Origin of the sequence: Desulfosarcina variabilis str. Montpellier, from assembly GCF_048565275.1 — a bacterium.
Taxonomy (GTDB): Bacteria; Desulfobacterota; Desulfobacteria; order Desulfobacterales; family Desulfosarcinaceae; genus Desulfosarcina; species Desulfosarcina variabilis.
Genome location: NZ_CP159846.1, coordinates 1,547,273 through 1,574,050 on the forward strand (window position 1 = coordinate 1,547,273; position 26,778 = coordinate 1,574,050).

Below are 26,778 nucleotides of genomic sequence, written 5' to 3' on the forward strand. Positions count from 1 at the left end.
TCCTATCGTTTTATATAGATCGATCCGATCGACCACTTAACACTTTTAAGAAGCAATCTTCAGTTTGAGCGTTGTGGGAAACAGGATCAAAACATGAACAATGAATTCTGGACATGGCTGACCGTCATCGGTGACAGCATCGACGAGGCGGATTTCGGTCTGGTGGCCGAGGCCCGGCGCCTGGCCGATGAAGCCGGCGGGGGAGGGGTTACGGTGATCGCCGTTTGCCACGGGGACAAGACGCTACTCCACCGGCTGGGCGACTATGGGGCCGACCGGGTCATTCTGCTCTCATCTTCCCATCTGGATGCATATCATGGCGATGTTTATGCAGAGGCGATCATGGGCTGGATGGAGACCGACATACCGGCAGCCCTGCTCTTAACCCACAATGCCCAGACTGCCGATCTGGCCGGTCGCCTGGGTGCGCACTTGGCGTCGGCGGTGATCACCCGCGCCGTGGATGCCCATGTGAGTGATGCGGGCGGCATCCGGGCCGAGCGGCCCGTGGCCAACGGGTATCTGTTTGAAACCATCGACGCCATGGGCGAGGGGCCGGTGATTCTGACCTTTCTGCCGGCTGTGCTGGCCGATGTTCAGCCCATGCGCGAGAAATCCGTCGATATCGTCGAGGCCACGTTGGATCTTCATCCCGGAACGGCCGGCTTTCAAACCGTGGAGACGATCGATGCCGACCCACAAACCCTGGACATCGAAGATGCGGATATCGTGGTAGCCGGTGGCCGGGGGGTGGGCAAGGACGGCGCCTTCGATATCATTCATCGTCTGGCCCGGGTGCTGGGCGGTTCGGTGGCCGGTACGCGGCCGGTCATCGACTGGCAGACGCTCCCTTTCAAGCGGCAGGTCGGACAGACCGGCAAGAGCGTCAGCCCTCGCCTGATCATCAACTGCGGCATCTCCGGCGCCAATGAATACACGGCCGGCATTGAGAAATCAAAAACCGTGGTGGCCATCAACACGGATCCCCGGGCGCGTATTTTCCGTTTTGCCGATCTTGGGATCGTGGGCGATCTGCATGCGGTGCTGCCCCTGCTGGTTCAGCGCCTGGAGGAGATGGCCGAAGGGGAGGGCAGGTAAGATGCATTCCATGAAACTGAGAACAATGCTGTCTGGATTGCTGGTGCTGGTTGCCGTCTGCCTCCCCGCCACGGGGCTGGCCGATGATATGGCCGCCTGCATCGACTGCCATGATCTGTCCGCCACCGGGAGCCGGCTGACCATTGATATGGCGGCATTCGAACGCTCGGTACACGGCGAGGCCGCCGAATGCACGGATTGCCACACCGGGATCATCGATGAAAGCCATACGGAAACGGCCGGATCTGGTGCGGTGGACTGCAGCGGGTGTCACGAAACCGAGAACCAGCACGGCCTTGGCGGCCTGCGCGACAACCGGCCGGACTGCCACCATTGCCACACCCGTCACACCATTCGGGTCATGGATGATCCGGCGTCTTCCATCCATCCGGATCGCCTGGAACAAACCTGCGTGGCGTGTCACCCCGCCCAGAGCGGGCAGGTCGGCTATTTCTCATGGCTGCCGTCGCTGAAGATCGCCACGCATCCCAAGGCGGATCTTTCCAGCCGTTTCGATATGGGTAACTGTCTCGGGTGCCACCAGGGGCGGGCATCCCATGGTGGCACAGAGCCGGTCAGCGATGATAACTGCGATCGATGCCATTTGACTGCCGACGGTCAGAACCCCATGCTGGGGGTGATGCATCCTGAAGCCGATCCGACTACCCAGGCCGGCATTTTTACCGTGGCCGTCTTATATCAGATCGTCATCGGTATGCTGGTGGTTGGCGGCATGATCTTTTTTGTGCGGAGATTTTCCGGAACCAAAGACGGTTAAGGAGAGAATTTTGTTCAACGCTCTGGAATTACTGATGGTTGGGTTGGCATTGGGCGTATTGGTCGCAGGACTGGCCCGTCGCTGGCAACTGGCTGCCGCGAAACAACGCGCCGCGACACCTGCGAACTGGACCTTTCTGCTTGGCACGCTGTACGGTGGGAAACGATTGCTGGACCGCCCCCTGGTGGGGTTCGCCCACCTATGTCTGGTGTGGGGGGGCTCGCTTTTTGTGCTGGTTGTTCTGATGGCTCAGACCCCGCTGCGATTGCCGGCCCTGGCGGCCTGGAGTGTCTCATTTTTGTTGGACATGGCCGGCCTTTGCATGGTGGCCGCCACCCTGTTTTTTCTCGTTCGCCGCCTTGTGCGCAACCGAACGCAGGCGGATTCAAGGCCGCCTAAACAGGTGCTGTTGCCCCTTTTGTTGCTGCTGGTCATCCTGATCAGCGGATTTCTGGCCGAGGCCGTCCGGCTCAGGCTGACCGGATCACAGCCCGTTCACGCAGCACCAGTGGGATGGTTTCTCTCCATGGTTGTGCCCGGCACGCCGCTAATTATGCAGATTATGCTAAGGGTGCATGTGGTGGGCGTGATTCTTTTTCTCTTGGCGGTTCCGTTTACTTTTATGCGGCATCTGGGCAGTACATCGGTTCATTTGCTCCGCAGGCCGCAATCAGCTGCCCCGCTGCCGTCCCCCCTTGATTTGGAAAAAGGCCCTTTTGGCGTCGGCACAGTGATCGATTTTTCTGCCTTGCAGCTTCGCGAGGCCGAGGCCTGTGTGAGCTGCGGACGCTGTGATGAACAGTGCCCGGCGCTGATATCCGGCAAGCCGTTGTCGCCCCGAGGCATTGTGGGGGCCATCGTCGATCAGATGGAAGCTTGCACGGGTGAGAGAACTTCCGGTAACGGCATGCCTCACCTGCTTGATACCATCACCGCCGATGCGGTCTGGGCTTGTACCACCTGTATGGCCTGCGTGACCTTTTGTCCGGCCGATATCCGGCCCCTGGACAAAATTCTGGAACTGCGCCGCCATCAGACCCTGGCCAAGGGCGCCCTGCCGGCAGAGGCCGCGCCCATGATCCGCAATCTTGAACTTTTCGGTGACGTGAACGGCAAAGGGGCGGCCCACAAGGCCGATTGGGCCCTGAACCGCGAAGTCCCGCAGGTTGCCGCAACCAAGGCGGCACCCGACGTGCTGGTGTGGGTCGGGTGCAGCGGTGCGTTCCATCCGACCTATCAGCAGACCACGCGCGATCTGGTGCGCGTGCTGCGGGCCGCGGGGGTCGACTTTGCCATCCTGGCCGGAGAGGAATGGTGCTGCGGTGACCCGGCCCGCAAGCTGGGCGACGAGGCCCTGTTCCGCAAGCTGGCCCGGCATAACATGGCCCGGTTCGAGCAATACGGAATCAAGAAAATTGTTGCCTGCTGTCCCCATTGCTTTACCACCCTCGGCCGGGAATATGCGTCCCTGGGGTGTGATGTGGACGTGGTGCCGGCCGTTTCCATGGTGGCGCAACTGATTGCCGAGAAGCGGATCCAGCTCAAGTATCCGCTGGGTGGATCACTGGCCATTCATGATCCGTGCTACCTGGGCCGCTACCACGGTATTGTCGAACCACTGCGGACAGTATGCCGGTCGGTGCCGGGGGCTTCTCTTGCTGCTGTGCCGCGCAGCAGAGAAAATGGATTCTGTTGCGGTGGGGGGGGCGGCCGTATGTGGCTTCACGAAAGCCTTGGAGAGAACATCAACGTGGTCCGGGCCCGGGAGTTGGTTAACGCGGGTGCAGATAGCGTGGTCACGGCCTGCCCCTATTGCCTGAGCATGATGGAAGACGGCGTCAAGACCGTTAAGGAGGAAAACCCGCCTCGGGTGGTGGATGTTATCAGTCTGGTGGCGGAAGCATTGGGGTAAATGCGATGATTTTTTTCGCGTAATCGTTGTCGTTGTCGTGGTCGTAGTCGTAATTGGATTAAAGATGAAGAACGGTCAGAAGGCCGGCCAATAGATAGACGGTGCTTTGGTTTTTCGATTACGATTACGACAACGACAACGATTGCGGCAACGATGATATAGGAAAAACATGAACATCTGTGTCTGCGTCAAACAGGTAGAAGAAACTTACGCCCGTACCGGCAGAGATCCGGAGCAGCATTTCATCGACCCAAAGGATCGCATCGTTCGCATCAATCCTTTTGATGAAGCCGCCATGGCCCTGGCTGTCAGCGCTGCCAGAGGAATTACCGATGCCAGGATCATCGTCTTGACCCTGGGGCCGATCCTGGCGGAAGAAGAACTCTACCGCATCTTGGCCATGGGCGGAGAAGAACTGTATCATCTTGACCCGGGGCCTGTGCCGGGCGGGGTGGCGGCCCTGGATTCCTGGAGCAAGGCGCAGCTGCTGGCCAAGGCCATGCGCTCCCTGGAGGCGGATCTGATCCTTTGCGGCAGTGCTTCCATTGATCGTCAGAACGGGTTGGTGCCTGCCTACCTGGCCCACCAGTTGAATCTGCCCTTTGTCTCTTCCATCGTGGATCTGACGTTTCCCGATGGGACGGGGCGGGCACGGACCACCAAAAGCGCCGGCAAGGGGAGGCGGGAGATTATCGACTGTCAGGTGCCTGCGGTGTTGAGTGTGGATCTGAACTCGGCTGCGCCGCCAACACCGTCATTTGCTGCAAGGCAACAGGCGCGCCGTCAGGGGATGACGCGGATGCTTGTCGATGCCGCCCTGCTGAAACCTAAAACGCGGCTTGTGCAAACCCGGCCCGCGCGACCCAGGCCCATCGCCGCGGCTGCACCGGACAGCAGCCTGCCCGCATTCGACCGGGTTCGCCAACTGCTTGCCGGCAGCAAGATCCAAAAAACGGGTAAATTGGTCACCGGATCACCCGAATCCCAGGTGGAAGAGATTTTGAACCTTTTAGCGGAACTTGAAGTCTTGAACCCTTAACTTCCACCACGATGGTCGATCCATGCTACCGCCCTTATCCTATTCACTCGCTAAAGGCACCCATCTGGACTCTCACGATGACGCCCTGCGACTGCTTCTTCGCTATCCATTAAAGACCATCTGCATCCATACGGCCTGGCGGCCTGTCTTTGAGCGGCTGGACAGCGCCGATCCGTTGCCCTTCAGGGATCTTGCCGGACTGATGCCTGATGTGCCGTCGCAAAAGATCGCCCAATTTTTCGACCAATTGGTCCACAAGGGCTTTCTGGAACGATCGGGTGTGGACTTTCCCCAAGCCTGGCGGACCGTGTCCATCGTTATTCCGGTTCGCAACCGGCCGGGTGAGATAGCTGACTGTCTCGATTCCCTGCAGCTACTCGACTATCCGGACGACAAGATCGAAATCATCGTGGTTGACGACGCTTCGGACGATGCCACACCCGATGTGGTGGAACAATACCTGGTACAGCTGATCCGGCTTGACCAGCATCGGCAGGCATCCTACTGCCGCAATCTGGGGGCCCGTCACGCCACCGGAGACATCCTGGCCTTTATCGATTCCGATTGCCAGGCTAACCCCATGTGGTTGAAACTGCTGCTGCCGGCGTTTGAAGATCCATCCCTGGCGGCCGTGGGCGGACGGGTGGATGGGGTTTTTGAAGAGAAATCGCTGGACCGTTATGAGAAGGCCAAATCCTCTCTGATGGTCAGCAGCCGGGCCAAGCGATCCCAGCCGGATGATCCCTTCTTTTATGTGCCGGCGTGCAATTTTCTGGTCCGGCGAGAGGTATTTCTCGAACTTGGCGGGTTTAACACCCGTCTGGTCGTGGGTGAGGATGTGGATCTGTGCTGGCGGCTTCAGAAATCCGGCCATGGTCTTGAGTTCCGGCCTGACGGCAAGGTTTATCATAAACACCGCAACGATCTTTACTCTTTTTGCCGCCGGCGATTCGATTACGGCACATCGGAACCGCTGCTGCAAAAGCGCCATCCGGACAAGATCAAGCAGTTTGTGGTACCCCCGGCAGCAGCAGGCTTCTGGGGCTGTATCCTCCTATGGGCCATCGTCGGGTTGCCGTTTTTCGGGATGGCGGCGGCCCTGGTCCTGGCGGCCGACGGTTTTTTGAAATGGTTCCGATTCAGGCGCCAGGCCATGAGTATGGGACTGGTTTTCAGCGCCACGCTCAGAAGCACGGCAGCCTTTTTTTATCATCTGTGCGCCTTTGTGTCGCGCTACTACCTGATGGCGGGCCTGTTGGCAGGGGTGGTTGCACCGGTGCTAACCCTGGCTGTCGTTGGCATGCACCTTCTCGTCGCGGTGGCGGAGCATCGCTTGAAAAAGGCCGCTTTGGGGCTGCCTGGCTTTGTGCTGCTATTTACTTTTGAACAACTTGCCTACCAGGCGGGGGTGTGGTGGGGGTGCTTGCGCCACCGGATTGTATCGCCCCTGGTCCCGCGATTCTCTATTCTTTCATCCTGAGCGTTTTAATTGACACCCACTTGCCCATTCGATATAGTCGCAAAAATTGAACAAACTCCTGTCTTTTTTGTTATTTCGTGTCCGTCCAGAAATAGGCAAATTGGGTCGAGATCAAGGCGCACAAAAAATTTAACCACAGGCATATAATTGATATTCCGAGGATTAAATTTTTCGTGCAACACCGATATCGGGTAAATTGGTCATTTCTGGATGGGCACGACTTCGATAAGCCCCAGATAATTGGCCCGGCATTGCTGTAAACTTAACCTGAAATCAGTAGGAGAGGTGTGATGACCCAAGTGTTTCAAGCGTTTATTGACGGTCAAGGGACCGATTCGGTTAGCGGCGAGACGCTATCCATAACTAACCCGGCCACCGGACAGGTGGTGGCGCAGGCGGCCAAATGCGGTCAGCCGGATCTGGAGAAAGCCGTTGCCGCCGCCGAAAAAGCCGGACCGGCATGGGCCGCCACACCCGTTGGCGAACGATCCAAGGTGCTGCTCAAAGCCGCTTCGCTGATCATGGCCAATCAGCAAGAACTGGCCGAACTGGAGACCATGGAGCACGGCTCACCCATCCGTAAAACGATGAATTTTGATGTTCCCCTGTGTGCCGAGCAATTGGAGTACTTCGCCGGAGTGGCCCGGGCCATGACCGGTGAGACCCTTCCCGTGGGACCCTGGTGCCTGTCCACCACGGTGCGTGAACCCTTGGGGATCGTGGGGCTGATCACGCCCTGGAACTTTCCGGCACTGATGGTGGTCTGGAAATTGGGGGCCGCCCTGGTCACCGGCAACACCTGCATTGTCAAGCCGCCTTCCATCGCGCCGCTGACGACCCTGAAGCTGGCCGAAATACTCACCGAGGCGGGAGCACCGGCCGGTACGGTCAACGTGGTTACCGGACCCGGTGAGAAGATCGGTGAAGCGATGGTCAGGCATCCCAAAATCGCCAAGATCGGTTTTACCGGCGATACGGCCACCGGCAAGCGTATCATGCAGGTGGCCAGCGACCACGTGAAGCCGGTCGGGTTGGAACTGGGCGGCAAGAACGCCTTCATCGTTCTGGATGACGCCGATGTGGACGCGGCAGTGCAGGGCGCCGTGTTTGGCGCGTTTTTCAACTCCGGCCAGGTGTGTGCGGCGGCCAGTCGGTTCTACATCCATGATTCCATCTATGACGACTTTGCCGCCAAATTTGTCGAGGCCGCCAAAGCCCTTCGCTTCGGTGATCCCATGGACATGGCCACGGTCATCGGGCCGGTGGCCTATGCGGCCCACCGGGACAAGATCGAAGCCTATATCGCGGATGCGAAACAAAGTGGGGCGACCCTGCTGCTGGGTGGCGAACGCCCGCAGACCGAGGAAACCAAAGACGGCTATTTCGTGCCCCCCACGATTTTCGGTGATTGCGACCAGAACGCACGGTTCATGCGCGAGGAAATCTTCGGTCCCGTGGTGGGGCTCTGCCGCTTCAGCGATACGGATGAGGCCATCGGTCTGGCCAACGATACCCCCTTTGGCCTGTCGGCATCCCTGTGGACCCGGGATACCGCCAAGGGTATTGCCCTGGCCGGACAGATCAAGGCGGGCACGGTATGGATCAACGAACACCTGATTATTTTCTGCGACACCCCCTGGGGCGGGTGCAAGGAATCGGGATGGGGCAAGGACCTTTCCAAGATGGTGCTTGAAGAATACACATTGACCAAACACATCTATGTGGATCTGACCGGACAACCTGAAAAACCGTGGTACGGCATTCTCAAATAGTCTCCGTCCAGAAATAGACAAATTTGTTCGAGCAAAAAAATATCGAGCAAATCGGATGTTTCTGGATGTGCATGGAGTAGACGTTCACCCGAACAAAAGGAGCGCATCAATGAGTATCAACGTCGAGAGAAAACAATTCCCGTTGCTTTACGTCCACCAGCATTCCCGTGGGGTTATCGGTTGGGGGGCCCACAAGATGGTCGGCCAGGAGTGCCAGATGTACGGCATCAAGCATGCCCTTCTGGTAACCACCGGTTTGAAGGGGACTGGAATCGTAGAGGAGATCGAAAGCATTCTCAAAGCCCACGACATCGCGGTAACGATTTTTGACGGGGTTACGTCCAACCCAAAAGATTTCGAATGCAAGGCCGGAACCGAAGTTTACCTGCAGGCCGGTTGCGATGGTGTGGTGACGGTGGGGGGCGGCAGTGCCCATGATGCCGGCAAGGGTATCCGGATCATGGTCGAAAACGACGGCGTCGATACCAGCCTGCGTGATTTCTGCGCTTTTCTCGATCCTCACTATACCACCCGCATTCCTACCTACAAGGTGGTCACCATTCCTCAGGTATCGGTCAATACCACCACGGGAACCGGTGCCGAAGGAACGGCTTTTGCCATCGTCAATGACGAGGAGTGGCGCTATAAACTGATCCTGGTGGTGCCTGGCGTGGCCCCGTCGGTGGGCCTCAACGACCCGGCCCTGATGCGCTTGCAGCCGCCGCACCTGATTGCCTGGGCCGGCATGGATGCCTTCTGCCATGCCATGGAGCCGTTTATCGGCCGCTTCAACATGCCAGTGGTGCATGGCGTGGCCCTGCGCGCCATCAAACTGCTCAGTGAGAACCTGCGCCAAGCCCACGGCAATCCATATAACGATACGGCCATGGAGAACATGGCCTGGGCACAGTACATCGCCTCCATGGCCTACAATGTAGGCGGCGGCATGGGCATGGTGCACGGTCTGGCCCATATGGTGTCCGTGCTCAAGGATTTGCACCACGGTTACACCAATGCCATCATGATGCTGCCCGTGGAGCGCTTCAATTCCATCGCCGTACCGGAAAAGTTCAAGGAGATCGGCGAGGCCATGGGGCTCGACATCCACCACATGAATCCGGTCCAGGCCACGGACAAGACCCTGGAAGCCATCGAGCGGCTGCGCAACGATGTGGGCATTCCCCAGGTGCCCCTCAAGGAATTTGACTTCACGGACGATGATATCGAGCATTCGGTGAAATGGTCCCTCAACGATCTCTCACGGGAAGCCAATCCGCGACAGGTCAACGCCGATCAGGTTCGCACTATTATGCGGTCTTGCCTGTAAGAGCCTGTTTGTTAACCTGCCAGAAACCAAAACGGGCCGATGGAATTTTTTTCCATCGGCCCGATGCATTTTTTCAATCGAGTCGTCCGATCTAGTTGATAACCGCACAGCCCGAATCGTTAGCAAACTCCTGCGCTGTCGGGCGCGAATAGATATACACGGTCGCCGGCGGCAGATTGCAGAATACGAATTTTCCACGTTGGATGGTAAGCCCCAGCTCTTCAACCAAGTGTTTTTTTACCGGAGCCTTCAGCCCATAGGTGAACTGGACGAAAACACCTTCCGTTTTTAAACATTCGAATGCGGCAGAAAGAATCGCTTGCTGGGTGGGCGAATCCATCGACAGCAAACCGAGTCCGGAAACGATTGCGTCGATTTCACCCCCGTCAAGGTAACCACAACGATCGGCACATTGGAGCAGATGGCCGGCGTCTGCCTGCAACACCGGCAAGTCGGGAAATCGTCGTCGTAAGTGGTTGTAGAGTCTTTGATTCAACTCCAACACAAGCAGGTCCTCTTTGGCGATACCATGGTCCAGAAGCGCCTGAGTAAATACGCCGGTGCCGGCGCCCAGTTCGACCACGCGCCGTGATTTTTCAGGTAGCCCGGCCAGCATGGCACTGGCCAGCTCCGAGCTGGACGGTGCGATAGCGGCGGTACTGATCGGGTGTCGAAGCCACTGGCAGAAGAACTGCCATAAGGTACATCCTTTTGCCTTGAACTCATGTAGGAACAAACCTGCATCAATGGTCGATGTGCGCATGGAACACTTTCGGAACGGTTATCGGTTGCTGATTTTAGCGTTTCCACATTCAGATTCAGAGAGGGCCTATAGATAAAATTACCGCTGTGGTCAAATTATTTTTTGGTCATATTAGATGCTCCCCGTTTATACGTCATAATAATGGTTCAATCCCATATGGGCATGAAACTGCTCAAACCGGTGGCCGCCCATGCGCAAGAGAATTCCCAGATAGGTCCATCCTTCATGGATCAGGGCATAACGCTCTAACCCGGGTTCAGTGCACCGGCGGCATGCCGGGCTGCGACCGATATGTCCGCGCAAGTCCCGTGCGGCGGCTGAGCGCCACACCTTGGAAAATCGATCCTGGGCAATGGATCCCACCGATTGCGGCAACAACGGGCATAAATGCACGGCGCCCGTACTGCGGATAAACGCATAGTTGAATCCGCAACTGCAGCGCCTGCGGGTCACTCCCGATTGCAGGTAATCCTTGATCGCTTTTGCATGATGACGCCACTGCAGGTCATCGCGACTGAAAAAGCGTATCATTTGACCAATCTGATGCGGGGTGAATGCCAGATCGGCCTGGCGATCCTGATTGAGATAGCGGCCGCCGGTGATGATGCAGGGCGAGATGATACTGAACAGGCCATGCCTGCGGGCGAATGCGTCGATTTGTGGCAACTGGTCGACATTGGCCGGCAGGATGGTGGTCTTGATCCCCAGAATCAGGTTCGGATGGGCCTCGCGCAGCGCCATCAGTCCGGCAAGCGTGGTCTGCATCTTTTCAAACGCACCGGTGTAGCCGCGGATCCGGTCATGTCGGTCGTCAACGGCATCCATGGCGCAGGCCAGTACCAGCTGGATGCCCGTGCCGTCAAGCGTAGCCAGGATCGCCTTTGTGGTCTCAAGCACCTGTTGGGTGAGAATGGCGTTGGTGGTAATGGCGATGGATTTCAAGCGTGGCAGGTGGGTACGCCCAAGCGCGCTGATGGTTTCAAACAGGCAGGCCAAATCTGTTTTGAGAAACGGCTCTCCCCCGGTGATATCCAGCTCCACCAGCGATTTAAAAGACGGATCGGTCAAAAGGTCCGCCCAGGCCGACATGGGACGTTCCTCGACCTGATGCGGAATTTTCCAGATATTGCACATGATGCAGTGGCAGATGCAGCGGTGGGTGACCTCCAGGCTGAGCGCCTGAATGGTGCCGGGCCGGCGCAGGACCTTGCGCAGTCGATAGCGCACCCCGTTGGCAAAGAGATGTACGGCGAATCGGAACCGTCCGGCGGCAGTGGTCAACATTGATTCTCTCCTAAATAGTGTCCATCCACGAATAGGCAAATTGGTCATTCGTGGATGGTCACTGAATAGCGGTAGACCGCTTTTCTCAACGCGCAGCGGTCTTCCGGCAGGTTGCAGCCGGATTCCACATCCATGGCCCGGCCCAGGCATCCGCCACCGCAATGCTCGCCGCCTATGCAGGATCGGCAGGACGGTATTTCACGGCGCTTTCGATAGACATCCGGAAGGTCTCGCCAGCGCATCAACAGCTCGTCAATGACCTCGCCAAAGGGTCGGTTGAAAATGTCGGCGATGCGCCAGCGCTTTACCGGCAGCATGTTACATGGGTAAAGATCACCGGTGGCTGTTACATACGGCATGCACATGCATTGGCATTGGTTGCCCAATGCGTAGGCCTTGCCGTTGACCCATTCGATGGCGGAGAAATTCGCCAACCGGTGGTATTGTTCCCGAAACGCTTGATCGTGGTGATACCGGGTCAACAGGGCGTCGTACTGGTCTGGCCGGGGGAGCTTTAAGTCGGTATCATTCCCGGCTCGGCCTTTTTTAACCAGGCAGCCACTGACCACCTGGCCGACGCCCAGCTCATCGGCCAGGTTTAACAGATCCGGAAGATCGTCCATGCTCGACGCGGTCTCGGTGAATGCCAGCCTGATGTTCGGTCCCCATCCTATCCGGGTCAGGCGGCGCACCCCGTCCATTGTCTGTTTAAACCGGCCGGCGCCGCGAAGGCGATCATGGGTGGCCGGATGCGCGCCATCCAGGCTGACCTGAACGTGAATTTTGTCGCGTGACAGGGTGTTGAGTTGCGCCACGCAGTCAGGGGTGAGCAGGGTGCCATTGGTCTGCAGCCAGACTTGATTAATGCCCGCTTGGCCAGCCGTATGGGCCAGCATGGATAGGCAATCCGGGTGGGTTAACGGCTCTCCACCGGTAAGGGTAAGGGTATGAATACCCAGGCCGGTGAAATTCTCCAATAGCGATTGAAAGTCGGTCAGGCATATGGAAACCGCCTCCGCCACATGCTTTGCCCGGGGCCAGCAGTGACGGCATGTCAGATTGCAGCCGTCGGTGATCATGAGATACAGCTCGGCGGGTAAAATCAGGCCGATGCGCGTGATCGCCTTTTTATCGTCATTGTGACGGATGCTGGTTGTATGATGGATTAACCGCTTCATGTTTGCGCCACGCAGTATGGCAAATCGGCCATCGCGGGTCAACAGCAACAGGCTATGAAACCAGGGCAATCGTAAGTAACGTAGGTCGGGTTGAGCATAGCGAAATCCGACAATCGATTGTTGGGTTTCGTACCTTAACCCAACCTACAGTGCTTGGATGTTTATCCGCAAACCGGGTAGCCGTCTACAAAACCTCATGTAGTTTTTGAGTTTCCGACTGTATGCCAAGTTTTTCGATCATGGATGTTATCAGTATCTTCTCATCATTAGGCGGCAGCTCCACCAACTGGAAAAGTTTTTCTAATGTCAAGCCAAGCTTCTCAACACTGTCCTTACACTCCTTTAGTTTTTCAATGAATCCATCAACCCGCCATGATTTTTGTTCTTCGTTTTCAAGTGTCATTCCTTGTTCTTGGCCCAAGCCGCTGAGTTCGTCAAAGCAGTATTGAAGCCATAATCGGTGAAGTGTCTCGGGCGGGATCACCTCTATTGGCTCATCGACTCCCTCTGGCAGCGTGAGGTCTCGACCATATGTTTCAAGGCTCTCCACTATCCTCAGCCAATCCTCATGATACATTTCGTCATGGATTTCATAGGTTTTGAACGGCTCAAGGATCAGTTCAGGGACAAGTTTGCATAACGTTTCATGCCATGGCTCTTTAGGCCGGGGAAGGCCATCAATATAAAGCGTAGGACTGTTATAATCATCGTCCGAAAAACTGATAAGATCATCCAAAATTTCTTTTTGCTTGCTGGATAACGGCAATCCCTGTTCTTCGCGGACAATAGCCTCCCAGGTCGCAAAATATCCGTCCTCGAAACTTAGGATCACATTTTCAATGCATTCGCCAGGGTCCCAGGCTGAAGTACCTGCATGGTGGTCCTCGAAAAAATCATACACTGGAATATCTGGATTCATGGACGATTCGGCAAGAGAAACCTGTGCGTTTTTCGGCTTAATGGCATTACCGGATTTCTTGTTTTTCTTTGATTTTTTCTTCATTCTTTTTCCCATATTTAACTCCCTTGCTTGTTTTATTAAGTAATTTCTTATCAGTGTCCACTCTTAAAGGCACCTGAAACCGGTGGCAACGGACCCGATACCGGCGTTAATAAATTGACCAGAAAGCAGAAAGTAGACCGATTTCCCTCAATCCCTCGATCAACTCGAGTACGCCTACCAGCCAAACGAACCATAATGCGCTAAAAATATGTTTTCGGTATACAGATGGTTTTACAAGGTAGTTTTTAGGTTCAGAAAAAGTTGAAAACCGTGGGAAAAAGGCCGGAACGCTTTCCGTGTAATTTTCAAAAGAAACCCCGAAAAGTTGTTTGAGTCGTTTTTCCTCACTTTTAATAACGAATGGATAATAGACTGCGAACAGAAGGATGAACAAAATTGGAAAAGTAAGGGTCTCTGTGGCGCACCCAATCCCCAGTAGCCCTATCATGCTAAAAAAATACAGTGGATTGCGACAAATGGAGTAAGGCCCCTCGGTAACCAATTTGTCATCCTTGTACCCGGCAATATAGAGCGAACACCACATTCTACCCAATGAAGCAATACCGACAAGAATCATACCGATAAAAAACAAAAAGAAGGTTAGGACTTCGTTTTTTGTTTCCCAGAGACTCTGTGTTGTAAAAAGGAAGAATAGAACAACGACAGCCGCCATCCGAGACAAAATTATCCGATATTTTTCAATTTTTGAATGCATTTTTTGTGGTACCTCTTTAGCGATTGACTTTTTCACGCTTAGCGTTTTTCTCCGATGATCGAAAATCGATCCAGGGGCAGTTATCGTTTGCAATACCTATTCTGCGCCTATGTCTGGTTTAAGATTAATTCGCGCTGGCGGAGCCTGTCAAATGTTGTGATCGATTGTATTCATTGGCGTTAAGGAAACCAGCGCTGACTTTGCAGGCAGGCTGCGAATAGGCGGATAGATTGGCAGATGCGGCATTAACAACCCCAGGTTATCAACATTAATAATCTGTTAGCCTAATTAAATGAATGGATTAATAAGCCGTGAATGCCTGCATTAAAAAAAATTGAATTTTACGATTTAAAGCAAAATTACGATATTCAGACAGTTATTTTTTTTAAACCGACCCGCCTAATAAACCTTAAACAATTGATATATAAAATTATTTTTTAATATCTGCACAATGGCACAGGGCTTGCTTTTATTCAGCACCGTTGGCCCGGAAATCTTTTACCAATCATTATTACGACCGATGGCCATGTATTTACCCCAGCGTTGCAACCTGGGGGGGGGGGAATTCAACCAAAAAGGATCAAATAAAAATGATTATTATCGGTGAAAAAATAAACGGCGCCATTCCATCGGTGGGGGAAGCGATCGAAAAAAAGGATGCGGCATTCATCCGGGAACTTGCCAGGACTCAGGCCCAGGCAGGGGCGGATTTCATCGATGTATGCGCCTCCACGGATGTTGCGGTGGAACTGGAAACCATGAAGTGGCTGATCGACCTCGTCCAAGCGGAGACCCATACGCCCATTGCCGTGGACAGTCCCAGTGCCGAAATCTGTGCCGCAGCCATTGCGTTTTGTAATAAGCCCGGCTTGGTCAATTCGGTCTCCATGGAAGGCGGCAAAACAGATGTGGTGTTTCCAGTGATCGCTGATACCGATTGGCACTGCGCGGCCCTTTTATGTGACGATACGGGCATTCCCAAAAGTGGACAGCAGCGTTTGGACATATTCGCGGCCATCATGGAAAAGGCCAAGCAATATAATATCGATCCGGCCAGGCTGCACATCGATCCCCTGGTCGAGATGCTGTGCACCGCCGAAGATGGTATCAACGTGATTCTGGATGTGATACGAAAAATAAAGCAGCAGTATCCGACCATCCATGTGACCGGCGGGGCCAGCAATATCTCATTCAATCTGCCGGCGCGCAAGTTCGTCAATCAGGCATTTCTCGTGCTTGCCATGGGGGCGGGGATGGACAGCGCTATCATCAATCCCCTGCATAAACACATGATGGGATTGATTTACGCCACCGAAGCCCTGAAGGGTACGGATGAGTACTGCATTGAATATATCAATGCATACCGTGAAGGACTTTTTGGTCCTTTAAGATAAATAGTGTCCCACCAACTATTGAGAGAGGATCGTCACAATGTCTAAGGTTGAAGAAGTAAAAGCACATGTGGAAAAAGGCAAGACCAAGCTTATTTCCGGACTGGTCCAGGCAGCTCTGGATGAAGGCGATGCAGCCATGGATATTCTCCAGGCCATGGTCGATGCGATGAGCGTCGTGGGCGAGAAATTCTCTGCCGGTGAAATTTTCGTACCCGAGATGCTGATTGCGGCCAAGGCCATGTCAAATGGTGTGGACGTTTTGAAACCCCTTCTGGCAGGCGGCCCCTCCAAGTCTTTAGGTACCTGCGTGATCGGCACGGTACAGGGAGATCTGCACGACATCGGCAAAAACCTGGTCGCCATGATGGTTGAAAGTACCGGATTCGACATCGTTGATCTCGGGGTTGACGTACCGGCCGATAAATTTATCGATGCCGTCAAGACCAATGAAAATGTCAAGCTGGTGGCATGCTCTGGTCTGCTCACCACGACGATGCCGGCCATGAAGGATACCGTGGCGGCGCTCAAGTCCAGTGGCTTGACCGGCTTTAAAGTCATTGTCGGCGGTGCGCCGGTGACGGAGGCGTTCGCCACCGAGATCGGTGCGGATGCTTACGCCCCCGATGCGGGCAGTGCGGCGGTAAAGGCCAAAGAACTGGTAACGGCAGCATAAGCCAGGAGGAGACCAATAGCGATGTTGACCAAAAGACAAAATCTGATGGAAACGATCAAGGGCGGTAATCCCGACCGGTTTGTCAATCAGTATGAATTCCTGGAGATCATTTTAGAAGCCCCTTTGCGAACACGACCTCAGCGCGGCCAGACCATCACCAATGAATGGGGCATCACGCTTTCCTGGCCCGAAGCGCAACTGGGCCCCTTTCCCGTTCATGATGAGGCGCACATCGCAATCAAGGATATCACCAAATGGAGAGAGGTGATCCAATGTCCAACGGTTGAATTTTCCGATGAGCGATGGGCGCCGGCAATCGACCATGCAAATTCGGTCGATCGCGAGGACCAGTTTGTTACCGTCTTTTTTGCATCAGGTACGTTTGAAATGATTCACTTCCTGCAGGGCATGGAAAATGGCTTGATGAACCTGTACGAAGAACCCGACTATACGCATGAGCTGATTGAGTTCCTGACCGATTACGAAATCCGCTATGCTCAGCAGATCATCAAGCGGATCAAACCCGATGCCCTGTTTCATCATGATGACTGGGGATCTCAGATCGCATCATTGATATCGCCTCAGATGTTCGAGGAATTTTTTCTGGAACCCTACAAAAAAGCCTACGGATTCTGGAAAGACAACGGTGTGGAACTGATCGTCCATCACAGCGACTCCTACGCTGCCAACCTGGTTCCTTACATGATCGATATGGGCATTGATATCTGGCAGGGAGTCATGACGACCAACAACACCCCCGAGCTCATCAAACAATACGGCGGGCAGATTTCCTTCATGGGAGAACTCGACTCCGGCCCCCTGGACGTCAAGGATTGGGATGTCAAGATGATCGAAGAACATGTGGAAAAGGCGTGCCGGACTTGCGGAAAGCACTATTTCATCCCCTGCCTGACCCAGGGATTGAATTTCAGTTCCTTCCCTGGCGTATACGAGGCGACCAGTGAGGCCATTGAGCGAATGAGTAAAAAAATGTTTTGAAGAAGACAACTGATCAATCTTGATGAATTGGTAAAAAGTCGAATTTCAGACGGATCTGTAAAAGGCCCGAGATCAAGGTTTGCGAATCCTGAGGAATGAGGCGTACATAGAGTACTTCGCAGTGACGAAGGATGAAGCGTAACGCCGATATCGGGCTTTTTACGGATCCGTCAATCTTGAATTTTCACACTAACTGTGCATTTGCCTGCGGGCAAACTACTGGACGAGGAGAAGTGGTTATGATCAGGAAAAAGTTGAATTGGTATTCCATCTGTCTGTTGGTTGTAAGTTTGCTGCTTGTTGCCGGACCGAATCTATCTTTGGCCAAAACCATTACCCTGAAGTTCGCCCACCCCTATCCGGCCATGCATGCCCAGCATAAGGGTGTGCTTGTCCCCTGGGCCAAAAAAGTCGAGGAGGCCTGTGGTGGCGACCTTAAAATCAAATTCCTTCCCGGCGGCGCCTTGGGAAAACCCGGCCAGGCATACGCCATGGTGGAAAAAAATATCGCTGATATCGGCTGGGATATTGCCGATTACAGCCCCGGCCGCTTCCCGCTGACCACGGTCATTGAACTGCCCTTTATGGTCAGCTCCGCAGAAAAAGCGTCTGTGGCACTTTGGAAAACCTATGAACAGTTCCCCGAATTTCAGAAGGAATATGCCGATACCAAGCTTTTGATGCTGAGCTGCCACGGCCCGGGTGTGTTTGCCACGGTGAAAAAACCGATTAAGAGTCTGGCAGACCTCAAGGGCATGAAAATCAAAACCGCCAGCAGTTTCACCACCAGTGCGCTTCAGTTGTTTGGCTCGGTCCCCGTCACCCAGCCGGTAACTGAAACCTACACCTCCCTGGAAAGAGGCGTACTGGATGGTGTTGTCATGCCGTACGACGGTATGGTGATTTTCAAGGTCAATGAACTGCTTAAGTATTACACCCCGTCGGATTTCTACTCCATGGTCTTCTGGGTGGCCATAAATAAAAAGAAATTCGAATCCTTGCCCGCCAACATCAAGAACGTCATCGAGGAAAACAGCGGCCTGCCTTTTTCCAAGGCCCACGGAAAGTCCTTTGACGAGTCCTACGCGTCGATGAAGAAAATATGCATCAAAACCGGCATGCAGGAAGTCAACTTTTCAGATGTCGAAATGCAGAAGCTGGTGGACCTGACGACCCCGCTGAAAGAAAAATGGGTCAAAGAAATGGAAGCCAAAGGTCTGCCCGGTGGCGCCATTCTGGAAACCGTTAAACGCTATCTCAACGAATAGAACGGCACCGGTCTTTTTCCGCATAGCCTGAGTTGCGCAGCCTTCACATCTGAGAGCCTGTTTGAGAAGTCTGGATCAGGCCCGATAACAAGGCGGAAAGTGGCTCAAAAGCGGAGCATATATATAATATGTGAGCATTTTGAGACACCTTCCAACGCCGTTAGCGGGCCTTAGACGGATTTATCAAACAGGCTCTCAAGGAAAGGTTGATCGAAAATTCCTTGACACGGGGCATCTCAGGCTTTTGCACTGATAAAGGGACCGCCTGTCTGGAACGGCAAAAGGACTACCACCATGACAACACCTTCCACACAAAAAAAGAAAAGGTCGCTTAGCACCTATCTGTCCTATATTGGCAACATCGCCCTGGCGTTGATGATGCTGCTGACCACCGCGGATGTACTTGGGCGTTACTTTTTCAATGCGCCTGTGCTGGGCGCGTATGAAATCACCGAATATCTCATGCTGATTATGGTTTTTTCGTTTCTCGCGCTTGCGCAGTCCCAGAAAGCCCACATTAATGTGGACATTGTTTTCAATCGTCTGCCGGCATGGCTGCAGCAGATATGTGAACGATTCAACCATATCGTCTGCCTGCTGGTGATGATTCTGGTCACCTGGAAAAGCGCCCAGCGCATCGCTGAGCTCAAAACCACCGGCGAAGCATCACTGCTGCTCAAAATTCCGGATTATCCATTTGCGATTTTTCTGGTCATCGGCTGTCTGGTGTTTTGTATTGAATTTTTCAAAGATGTGTTCAGATCGCAGCAAAAAGATGCGGAGCAGGAGAAATAATGAGTTCGGAACTAATCGGTTTGATCGGGATTTTGTCTTTGTTCGCGCTGCTTGCCATGCGCATGTATATCGGTATGGCGATGATGGTGGTGGGATTGGTCGGCACCATGTTCATCACCGGCGTTGAGCCGGCCGTCGACCTGTTGGGCCTGTTGCCCATGAACGAAAGCAAGTCATACGGCTTGAGCGTCATTCCTTTGTTTATTTTGATGGGGCAATTTGCGTTTATTTCCGGCATCAGCACGGATATCTATAAAACGGTCTACCACTGGATGGGGCACCTGCGCGGTGGACTGTCCATGGCCACGGTGCTAGCCTGTGCGTTTTTCGCTGCTGTCAGCGGCTCGTCCCTGGCCACGGGCGCAACCATGGGGATGGTGGCCATCCCGGAAATGCTCAAATACAAATACGACCCGCGCCTGGCCACCGGTTGTGTGGCCGCCGGCGGCACCCTGGGGATCCTGATCCCGCCCAGCATCGGTTTCGTGATCTACGGCATCCTGACCGAACAATCCATCGGCAAGCTGTTGATGGCCGGCTTATTGCCAGGGGTTCTGCTCAGCAGTCTGTTCATTCTGGCCATCCTAGCCCTTTGCTTTATCAAACCGGACATGGGGCCGCACGGGCCGGCGGCCAGCTGGTCGGTAAAAATCAAATCCCTGTCCGGCACTTGGGGCATGCTGCTGTTGTTCGCCATTGTCATCGGCGGGATTTATACCGGTGTCTTTACGCCCACGGAAGCGGCCGGGATCGGTGCCTTTGGCGCATTGTGTATTTCGTTGATCAAGCGCAAACTGACCTTGTCGTCCTTCACGCTGTGTCTGTCGGAGACCGGCAAAATGACGGCCTTTATTTTTTTGATCATCATCGGCGCCAGCGTGTTTTCCTATTTCCTGGCTCTGACCGGACTGCCCACCACGCTGAGTGAATTCATGACCGGACTGCCCCTGCCCCGGGGACTGATCCTTTTCGCCATCATCATCGCCTACCTGCTGTTGGGATGTGTGATGGAGGTGTATTCGATCATGATCCTGACCCTGCCGATCATCTTTCCGATCATCCAGGCCCTGGAATTCGATCCGATCTGGTTCGGCGTGCTCATGGTGATTGTTCTGGAGGTCGGGTTGATTACGCCCCCCATCGGGCTCAATGTGTTCATTTTGAAGGGCGCCGCCCCGGGGATCGAGGTGGAGACCATATTCAAGGGGATCTGGCCGTTTCTGTTGGCCGCAGTGGTCGCCATGGCGCTCATCGCCATGTTCCCTCAGATTGCGCTCTTTATCCCCTCGCATATGTAATGAAGAAAAAATGCCAAAGACCAAAATCCAAATGCGGCTGCCCTGATTGGACAGCCGCTAACCATTTACTTTCAAAGGAGCCACTGATATAGAAGTCAACTGGTAAAAAATAGCTTTGAATGACGGCGCTACCGTGAAATGTGGTAACGCTTGGTAATACGGATAGGGACGTGTTAAGATCCCGGGAACCTTGAACGGCTATGAAATCGGTTGATGGTTTTTTACCGGAAAAAGAAGAACATCTGGATATTTACACCTTCGTGTCGCTATTGCCGCCTCCGATTTCATTGGATATTCTTTGCGCCATTTCAGGTCAGCCGCCGGTAAAAATTTTACAGCTCGTAGAGAAACTCGTCAATTCCGGCTATTTGCTGCGTTACATGGAGAAAGGGGCCGGATATTACTATCTGAGCGATATTCACACCGCCAATGCCTTCCTTGAAAAAATACCAAGGCCGATTTTGGCCAATCTGGCCGAACGGGCCATCCAGGGAATCTGCGAATATTTGCCGGACAATACCAAAAGATGGCTCCACCTGGCCCATATTTATCAGCTTTCCGGATTGCCTGTGGGGCATTTCAGGGAAATTGTCAACGCGGGCCACTATTGCCTTGGCCTGAACTTGTCAATAGACGCTGCCGCCTACTACTGCATGGCCTTGGAGACCATGCAGACAGCAACGCTTGACCCACAAGACAGGGCGCACTTCATTGATGCCACCATCGGCCTTTGCACCTGCAGGGACACGGCCCTTTCCAAAGATATCCAGAGAAACTATCTGAAACAGTCATTGCGTTTTTGTACCGCTGACAGTGATCCTGTGCGCTGGGTGAAACTACAGGTTCTGATTGCCAAGACGTTCATCAAAGCCATCCGGTCCGATGTCGCCGCCAAGCATTTGGAGCAGGCCTGGAAAATGCTGGCCAAACATGACTTTCCCCGTGACGTTCGTCTTCAAGTGGCCTTGGCCAATTGCGAACTTTATTTCTGGCAGGGATTTCTTAATAAAGCCATTGAACGCTACGAATCGGTGATCGGCAATCATGAAAAACTGCCCACTGACGTCGAAACCCTGAAAAGCTGTGTCCGGCTGGGATGGACATACGGCAATGCTGGAGAAACGGCAAGGGGGGTTGGGTTGATCCGGGCGGTTCGCAGGAAGGCAAAAGAACTTGGCGCTTCGGACCTGGAACGTCACGCGAACCTGATTTTGATGCTTATTCTTACCGACGCTGGAAGAATCAAAGAAGGAGAAGCCTTCCTCGAGGAGATCTTTAAAACCCCGGCGGATTTTCTTGATCATTACATCCTATGGCCGGGCAACGGGAAAAGAGCCTATTTCGCCTACTGTCGTGGCGAGTATGAAAAAGCTTTCGACTATCAGAAGCAAGCCTATCAACATGCATTGGCTTTGGGAACGCCCCATCACCGGGGACCGGATAATCTGGAAGTCATGCTCGGCCTTGAAGCGCGGGGGATGGTCCATCCGGAATGGAATTTTGAGTCGGACATCGAGCGTTTGCTTGCATGGCCGGATATCTACATGCAGGGGGTGGCGCTACGGTTCCGGGCGCTCAAGGCATTCAAGGAAAAGCGCTCGCCGGACCGGATAAAAGCGGATTTAAAGCAAAGCATGGAACTGCTTACCCGTTCAGGGGCAAAGATCGAATTGGCCCACGCGCAGATCCTGATGGCGCGACTGCAGATCCGTGAAGAACATTTTACCGTTGCCGAAAAACTGCTCAAGAGCGCCTGGGACGTCTTCTCAAGAGTCAACCTCGATCTCTTTCCCAAGGATCTCAAGCCTTATCTCGATCGGAGGTCCAAGAATGCGCTTTGGGTGGATTCGTTGGTCAGCGTCGGCAACGCTCTCAGCTCCATTCGCAATCGGGATACACTTCTGGCTCAGATCATCAAACAGGCCATGCGCATTGCCGGTGCGGAGCGGGGCGCCATTTTTCTCAAGCAGGATAATAAACTGGAAATGGTCGCCAGCCGCAACATCGAAAGCGCCGAGTTCGAATCACCGGCGTTTGCCGATCAAATGGATATCATTGAAAAGGTTTTTGAATCAAGCACTGAGATGGTCAGCAATACCGCCATTGGCAAAAAGGAAAAACCGTTTAATCTCGATACGATGGGATGGACAGCATGCTTTCCCATCCAGCTCAAAGCCAGAGTCATGGGCGTCATTTTTATGGGCTGCGAGCTTGCCCGGCTGCAGCTGCCGGAAGACGAAATCTCATTGCTTCACATCATCAGCAACCAGGCTGCTGTCGCTCTTGAAAATATGAAAGCCTATGAAGAGATCATTGATCTGAACAGCTCCCTGGAGGCGGAGACCCATTTTTACCGGGAAGCCTTTGAAACCAGTCTACCCCATCCCCATATGATCGGACGGACAGAGCCGTTCAAGGAGATGCTGAATCTGATTCACCAAGTCGCCAAGTCCGACACCACCGTCATGATTACCGGAGAAACCGGGGTCGGCAAGGATCTTGTGGCCCAGGCCATCCATCAAAACAGCAATCGTGCGTCGGGACCGTTTATCGCGATTAACGTGGTTTCCTTGAGCCCGGAGTTGATCGCCAGCGAGCTTTTTGGCCATGAAAAAGGCGCGTATACGGGGGCTTCCGAGACCCGCAAGGGCCGCTTCGAGCTTGCCGGTGAAGGGACCCTTTTCCTGGATGATATAGACGCCTTTTCCCTGGATATCCAGGCCAAGTTGCTCCGTGTGCTGGAAACCAAAGCCTTCGAACGGGTAGGGGGAACCCGGACCCTGAAAACCCGTTTCCGGTTGGTGGCGGCCAGCAACAGAAACATCGAGACGCTTGTGGAACAAGGCCTTTTCCGGTCGGATTTCTACTACCGACTCAATGTGTTTCCCATCCATATCCCCCCATTGCGTGAACGCAGTGGGGATATTCCCGTCCTGGCTCGGTATTTCATGACTCGGTTCGGAAAAAAATTCGGCAAACACTTTGATCGAATAGCCAAAAGGGATCTGCAGATGCTGATCGATTACCCTTGGCCGGGCAATATTCGGGAACTGCGCCATATGATCGAGCGGGCAGTGCTGCTCAGCAACAATGGTCGCCTGATCATTCCGCCGTTGGATACATCTTTGTCCAGGACCTGCCCCGATGATAAGAAAATTCTATCTTTGAAGGATATGGAGGCAAAACATATCATCAGTGCCTTGTCCCGGTGCCGGGGAAAGGTCAGCGGCCCCGGCGGCGCAGCGGTGCTGCTTGAGGTCAAGCCGACAACCCTTTATTCGAAAATGAAGCGTCTCGGAATTGAACGGGATGCGTACCGGATCAAGACTGGTAGCGATCCAGCGTAAACTAAGAAATATTTTTTGTTACGCTTTTTCCACCGAAACAAAATGTTCCTGGAAAGCGACGCCACCACCGGCGATGTCGTAAATCTCGTAGCCATGGGGCATTAATTTATTATCGGCCAGTCCATGTCCGAAGGCACGGCTTTCGACGGGCAATTGGTGTCCAAAGCCGTGGACCACAAAGACGGCTTCCGGATGGATATTTTCGGTGACTTTGGCCCGGATCTGCCCGGTATAGCCATCGTTGGAGACATTCACCAGATCATTGTCCTTGATGCCCAGTTTGCCGGCCTCCACGTCGTTGATCCACAGAACGTTTTCGGGCATCTGTTCGAAGAGGATGGGGTTGTTGACGGTGTGGCCCTGGGTGTGGACCGCACAGCGACCAAACGTCAAACGGAACCGGCCCGCTTTGGGGGCGGCCGGCGATTCGTACGGTTTCAGGGATGGAATCCCTTGGCCTTCCAACGTTTCATTGATCATTTCGATTTTGCCCGAAGGGGTTTTGAATTCGAGCTGAGTTACATCCCGGTATTTGGGCTTGTCACCCAATGGCACAAACCCGGTTTTGTCGAAATCCGACAGGCTGACCCCGGTTCCTTCGAGCTGGAAATTCCACAAGTCCTCCGCATTATCAAAAACGAGCTTGTCGAGCCCCATCCGTTTGGACAACTGGGAAAAGATCTCCCAGTCGCATTTGGTATCGTAGGAGGGCGGCAGTGCCTGACGCCGGATAAAAAAGTAGGGCAGTAAATCGTTTTTGGCGGCAATAACGGTCCGCCGTTCCAGGTAGGGCGACAGCGGCAGCACCACGTCGGAATACCAGGCCGTATCAGACCAGGAAAAGGTAATGGACACCATGAGGTCCAGCTTGTCGAAAACCTTCTTCAGGCGCTCGGGGTCCGGAAACCCCATGAGGGGGTCGTGCCGGTAGGCGATGTAAGCTTTGAGTGGATAGGGATCCTCGGTTTCAATGGCCTTGAACGCCAGATGCGTGATGCCCGGCCCGGACTCGAAGTGGGGATATTTCCAGCCGGCGCCGTCGGCACGCTTTTCGGTGGGCTTCTCGTAAAGATCCATGAGTTTGTTGAGCCCCTTGTGGTCGTAGTCGCCGGGTTTGTTGACCAGCGGCAGGCCGCCTTTGGCGCCGACTGACCCCAGAAGGGCGTTAATGATATAGATGCTGCGGGACATGTAAAAAGAGTTCTTGTACCTGGCGTTCATCCATCCCGGATGCCACAACACCGCCGGCTTGTCATTTACCAGTTCCCGGACGAAATTGACCAACCGGTCAGCCGGAATGCCGGTCTCTTCTGCGGCCCACTGTGGGGTATAGGGTTGGACAAATTTTACCAGTTCGTTAAAATCCTTGAAATATCGTTTTACGTAGTCTGAGTCGTAGTATTTGCGGGTGATCAGTTCGTTGATCACAGCCAGATTGAAGGCATAGTCCGTACCCGGTCGAATCTGAAAGAAATTGTGAGCCTTGGCCGCGCTGATGGTTGACCGGATGTCGATTACCGTCAGCTTGCAGCCTTTCTCCAGGGCCTCGATCAGCTCATTGACTTCACGGACGTTGATGGCCTCGAAGAGGTTGCGCGTCTGGAGCACCACATGTCGGGCGTTGCTCAGATCGTAGACTACTCCCTTGCGGCCGAAGCCAAACACAGACAGTGCGGCGTGCTGAACGTTTCGGGCGCAGGAGCCGTCGTGATTGCAATAGTTGGGCGTGCCGACTCCACGGAGAAAGGCGCGGTGGAAATCCCGGAAAGGGCCGCCCCTGTCGGTTAAAAGCAGACTCCTGGCGCCGTATTGCTTAAAGATTTCCTTGAGCCGGTCGGCCACATAATCGAGCGCTTCGTCCCAGGTCACCTTGCGCCAATTCCCGCTGCCCCGTTCTCCGATGCGTATCATGGGATATTGGGGCCGTTCGTGATCATCGATCAGGGCGGTTCCCGCCGCACCACGACCGCAGATGGCGCCTTCGATGCCCTTCAAATGGGGATTGCCTTGAATGAATTTCACCTTGCCGTTTTCGGTGGTTACTTGGATGGGGCAACGCACCGTACACATGCCGCAGACACTGTAAACGGATTCTTCACTCATTGGTATGTCTCCTGCTGAAAGGTTTATTGGTCAAGTTGCAGGGAGTCTCATGGTGCTCGACAACAACGGGACGTCGGTACTGAAGATTTTTTTCAAACGGAATATGTTACGGCCCCGTTGCCGGAAATAGTTTCCTTGAAAGCAACACCGGTGGACAAGAATGAACCCTATGGCTGCAACGTTCAGGTGTTCCTGCGCGTCTCGTTCGTGACTGATTGGAGGGGTGTCTGTTTAGCCCCTCCATTGGAATTACTTTTCCATTTTTCGCTGAAGTGCTTTTTATGTGGCCCTTTACGACAAGAAAAAGAGAACTGCAATCTTTCTATGGTATATCGCTGGTATAAGGCTACTAATAACAATCAAGAAAGTCAATACAACATACCTAATTGTATGAATTATAATGATTTTTTGCTTGCGCCCTATCACCTGAACACATGCGCCGCCCTCAACACGGAAAGTGCCTGTCCGGATCAACTGAAAAAGCCGGTTGCGGATGGAGATGATGTCTATATCACCGTCATGCTGGCCGGAGGATAAGACGCGCAATCAGGT

The 26,778-nt window shown here is 54.0% G+C and carries 21 protein-coding genes; 15 read left to right on the forward strand and 6 right to left on the reverse strand.

Annotated elements, in window-relative coordinates:
* Window positions 1-93: 93 nt before the first annotated feature.
* The 7 genes from Dvar_RS06810 to Dvar_RS06840 all read left to right on the forward strand — a co-directional run bounded on the left by Dvar_RS06810 (window position 94) and on the right by Dvar_RS06840 (window position 9,406).
* A complete protein-coding gene (locus Dvar_RS06810; protein ID WP_419660950.1) occupies window positions 94-1,098 on the forward strand; it encodes an electron transfer flavoprotein subunit alpha/FixB family protein in 1,005 nt (334 codons plus the stop codon).
* 10 nt (window positions 1,099-1,108) lie between these two features.
* Window positions 1,109-1,876, forward strand: a complete 768-nt coding sequence (locus tag Dvar_RS06815; RefSeq protein WP_419660951.1) for a hypothetical protein — start codon at window positions 1,109-1,111, stop codon at window positions 1,874-1,876.
* A 10-nt stretch (window positions 1,877-1,886) separates the two neighbouring features.
* Window positions 1,887-3,788, forward strand: a complete 1,902-nt coding sequence (locus Dvar_RS06820) for a (Fe-S)-binding protein (protein ID WP_419660952.1) — start codon at window positions 1,887-1,889, stop codon at window positions 3,786-3,788.
* 169 nt (window positions 3,789-3,957) lie between these two features.
* A complete protein-coding gene (locus tag Dvar_RS06825) occupies window positions 3,958-4,827 on the forward strand; it encodes an electron transfer flavoprotein subunit beta/FixA family protein (protein WP_419660953.1) in 870 nt (289 codons plus the stop codon).
* Window positions 4,828-4,849: 22 nt separating this feature from the next.
* On the forward strand, window positions 4,850-6,307 hold the full coding sequence (mftF, locus tag Dvar_RS06830) for a mycofactocin biosynthesis glycosyltransferase MftF (RefSeq protein ID WP_419660954.1): 1,458 nt from the start codon (window positions 4,850-4,852) through the stop codon (window positions 6,305-6,307).
* Window positions 6,308-6,597: 290 nt separating this feature from the next.
* On the forward strand, window positions 6,598-8,079 hold the full coding sequence (locus Dvar_RS06835) for an aldehyde dehydrogenase family protein (RefSeq protein ID WP_419660955.1): 1,482 nt from the start codon (window positions 6,598-6,600) through the stop codon (window positions 8,077-8,079).
* A gap of 109 nt (window positions 8,080-8,188) precedes the next feature.
* On the forward strand, window positions 8,189-9,406 hold the full coding sequence (locus Dvar_RS06840; protein WP_419660956.1) for an iron-containing alcohol dehydrogenase: 1,218 nt from the start codon (window positions 8,189-8,191) through the stop codon (window positions 9,404-9,406).
* Window positions 9,407-9,497: 91 nt separating this feature from the next.
* On the opposite strand, the gene Dvar_RS06845 is transcribed toward Dvar_RS06840, so the two are convergent.
* From Dvar_RS06845 to Dvar_RS06865, 5 genes are all read right to left on the reverse strand, one after another.
* Window positions 9,498-10,169: a class I SAM-dependent methyltransferase gene (locus Dvar_RS06845; RefSeq protein WP_419660957.1), complete on the reverse strand. Its 672-nt coding sequence runs from the start codon at window positions 10,167-10,169 to the stop codon at window positions 9,498-9,500.
* Window positions 10,170-10,295: 126 nt separating this feature from the next.
* Window positions 10,296-11,453 (reverse strand): SPASM domain-containing protein, encoded by a 1,158-nt coding sequence (locus tag Dvar_RS06850; RefSeq protein ID WP_419660958.1) that lies wholly within the window; start codon window positions 11,451-11,453, stop codon window positions 10,296-10,298.
* A gap of 44 nt (window positions 11,454-11,497) precedes the next feature.
* Window positions 11,498-12,631, reverse strand: coding sequence for a radical SAM protein (locus Dvar_RS06855; RefSeq protein WP_419660959.1), 1,134 nt, complete (start codon window positions 12,629-12,631; stop codon window positions 11,498-11,500).
* Window positions 12,632-12,815: 184 nt separating this feature from the next.
* The gene (locus Dvar_RS06860) at window positions 12,816-13,646 is read right to left on the reverse strand and encodes a hypothetical protein (protein WP_419660960.1); all 831 of its coding nucleotides are present in this window, start codon (window positions 13,644-13,646) and stop codon (window positions 12,816-12,818) included.
* A 94-nt stretch (window positions 13,647-13,740) separates the two neighbouring features.
* A complete protein-coding gene (locus Dvar_RS06865; RefSeq protein WP_419660961.1) occupies window positions 13,741-14,385 on the reverse strand; it encodes a methyltransferase family protein in 645 nt (214 codons plus the stop codon).
* A gap of 554 nt (window positions 14,386-14,939) precedes the next feature.
* Here Dvar_RS06865 and Dvar_RS06870 point away from each other — a divergent pair.
* The 7 genes from Dvar_RS06870 (at window position 14,940) to Dvar_RS06900 (ending at window position 24,123) form a co-directional block, all read left to right on the forward strand.
* Complete coding sequence (locus Dvar_RS06870; protein WP_419660962.1) at window positions 14,940-15,743, forward strand: methyltetrahydrofolate cobalamin methyltransferase; 804 nt, start codon at window positions 14,940-14,942, stop codon at window positions 15,741-15,743.
* A 37-nt stretch (window positions 15,744-15,780) separates the two neighbouring features.
* Window positions 15,781-16,416, forward strand: a complete 636-nt coding sequence (locus Dvar_RS06875; RefSeq protein WP_419660963.1) for a corrinoid protein — start codon at window positions 15,781-15,783, stop codon at window positions 16,414-16,416.
* A gap of 21 nt (window positions 16,417-16,437) precedes the next feature.
* Entirely contained in the window at window positions 16,438-17,415 is a 978-nt protein-coding gene (locus tag Dvar_RS06880) for a uroporphyrinogen decarboxylase family protein (RefSeq protein WP_419660964.1), read from the forward strand.
* Between the two features lie 239 nt (window positions 17,416-17,654).
* On the forward strand, window positions 17,655-18,683 hold the full coding sequence (locus Dvar_RS06885; protein WP_419660965.1) for a TRAP transporter substrate-binding protein: 1,029 nt from the start codon (window positions 17,655-17,657) through the stop codon (window positions 18,681-18,683).
* 294 nt (window positions 18,684-18,977) lie between these two features.
* Window positions 18,978-19,478, forward strand: a complete 501-nt coding sequence (locus Dvar_RS06890) for a TRAP transporter small permease (protein ID WP_419660966.1) — start codon at window positions 18,978-18,980, stop codon at window positions 19,476-19,478.
* Window positions 19,478-20,776: a TRAP transporter large permease gene (locus tag Dvar_RS06895; protein ID WP_419660967.1), complete on the forward strand. Its 1,299-nt coding sequence runs from the start codon at window positions 19,478-19,480 to the stop codon at window positions 20,774-20,776. The genes Dvar_RS06890 and Dvar_RS06895 overlap by 1 nt, the downstream gene beginning before the upstream one ends.
* 200 nt (window positions 20,777-20,976) lie before the next feature.
* Window positions 20,977-24,123, forward strand: a complete 3,147-nt coding sequence (locus tag Dvar_RS06900; RefSeq protein ID WP_419660968.1) for a sigma 54-interacting transcriptional regulator — start codon at window positions 20,977-20,979, stop codon at window positions 24,121-24,123.
* 18 nt (window positions 24,124-24,141) lie between these two features.
* Here Dvar_RS06900 and Dvar_RS06905 read toward each other — a convergent pair whose 3' ends face one another.
* Window positions 24,142-26,226, reverse strand: coding sequence for a molybdopterin-containing oxidoreductase family protein (locus Dvar_RS06905; protein WP_419660969.1), 2,085 nt, complete (start codon window positions 26,224-26,226; stop codon window positions 24,142-24,144).
* Between the two features lie 135 nt (window positions 26,227-26,361).
* On the opposite strand from Dvar_RS06905, the gene Dvar_RS06910 reads away from it, so the two are divergent.
* Window positions 26,362-26,763 carry a hypothetical protein gene (locus Dvar_RS06910; protein ID WP_419660970.1) on the forward strand — a complete coding sequence of 134 codons (402 nt, stop codon included), beginning with the start codon at window positions 26,362-26,364 and terminating at the stop codon, window positions 26,761-26,763.
* The last annotated feature ends 15 nt before the right edge of the window (window positions 26,764-26,778 follow it).

Coding starts and splice junctions, on each gene's coding strand:
- Dvar_RS06810 (WP_419660950.1), top strand. CDS start 94: ATGAACAATGAATTCTGGACATGGCTGACCGTCATCGGTGACAGCATC.
- Dvar_RS06815 (WP_419660951.1), top strand. CDS start 1,109: ATGAAACTGAGAACAATGCTGTCTGGATTGCTGGTGCTGGTTGCCGTC.
- Dvar_RS06825 (WP_419660953.1), top strand. CDS start 3,958: ATGAACATCTGTGTCTGCGTCAAACAGGTAGAAGAAACTTACGCCCGT.
- mftF (WP_419660954.1), top strand. CDS start 4,850: ATGCTACCGCCCTTATCCTATTCACTCGCTAAAGGCACCCATCTGGAC.
- Dvar_RS06835 (WP_419660955.1), top strand. CDS start 6,598: ATGACCCAAGTGTTTCAAGCGTTTATTGACGGTCAAGGGACCGATTCG.
- Dvar_RS06840 (WP_419660956.1), top strand. CDS start 8,189: ATGAGTATCAACGTCGAGAGAAAACAATTCCCGTTGCTTTACGTCCAC.
- Dvar_RS06845 (WP_419660957.1), bottom strand. CDS start 10,169: ATGCGCACATCGACCATTGATGCAGGTTTGTTCCTACATGAGTTCAAG.
- Dvar_RS06850 (WP_419660958.1), bottom strand. CDS start 11,453: ATGTTGACCACTGCCGCCGGACGGTTCCGATTCGCCGTACATCTCTTT.
- Dvar_RS06855 (WP_419660959.1), bottom strand. CDS start 12,631: ATGAAGCGGTTAATCCATCATACAACCAGCATCCGTCACAATGACGAT.
- Dvar_RS06860 (WP_419660960.1), bottom strand. CDS start 13,646: ATGGGAAAAAGAATGAAGAAAAAATCAAAGAAAAACAAGAAATCCGGT.
- Dvar_RS06870 (WP_419660962.1), top strand. CDS start 14,940: ATGATTATTATCGGTGAAAAAATAAACGGCGCCATTCCATCGGTGGGG.
- Dvar_RS06875 (WP_419660963.1), top strand. CDS start 15,781: ATGTCTAAGGTTGAAGAAGTAAAAGCACATGTGGAAAAAGGCAAGACC.
- Dvar_RS06880 (WP_419660964.1), top strand. CDS start 16,438: ATGTTGACCAAAAGACAAAATCTGATGGAAACGATCAAGGGCGGTAAT.
- Dvar_RS06885 (WP_419660965.1), top strand. CDS start 17,655: ATGATCAGGAAAAAGTTGAATTGGTATTCCATCTGTCTGTTGGTTGTA.
- Dvar_RS06890 (WP_419660966.1), top strand. CDS start 18,978: ATGACAACACCTTCCACACAAAAAAAGAAAAGGTCGCTTAGCACCTAT.
- Dvar_RS06895 (WP_419660967.1), top strand. CDS start 19,478: ATGAGTTCGGAACTAATCGGTTTGATCGGGATTTTGTCTTTGTTCGCG.
- Dvar_RS06900 (WP_419660968.1), top strand. CDS start 20,977: ATGAAATCGGTTGATGGTTTTTTACCGGAAAAAGAAGAACATCTGGAT.
- Dvar_RS06905 (WP_419660969.1), bottom strand. CDS start 26,226: ATGAGTGAAGAATCCGTTTACAGTGTCTGCGGCATGTGTACGGTGCGT.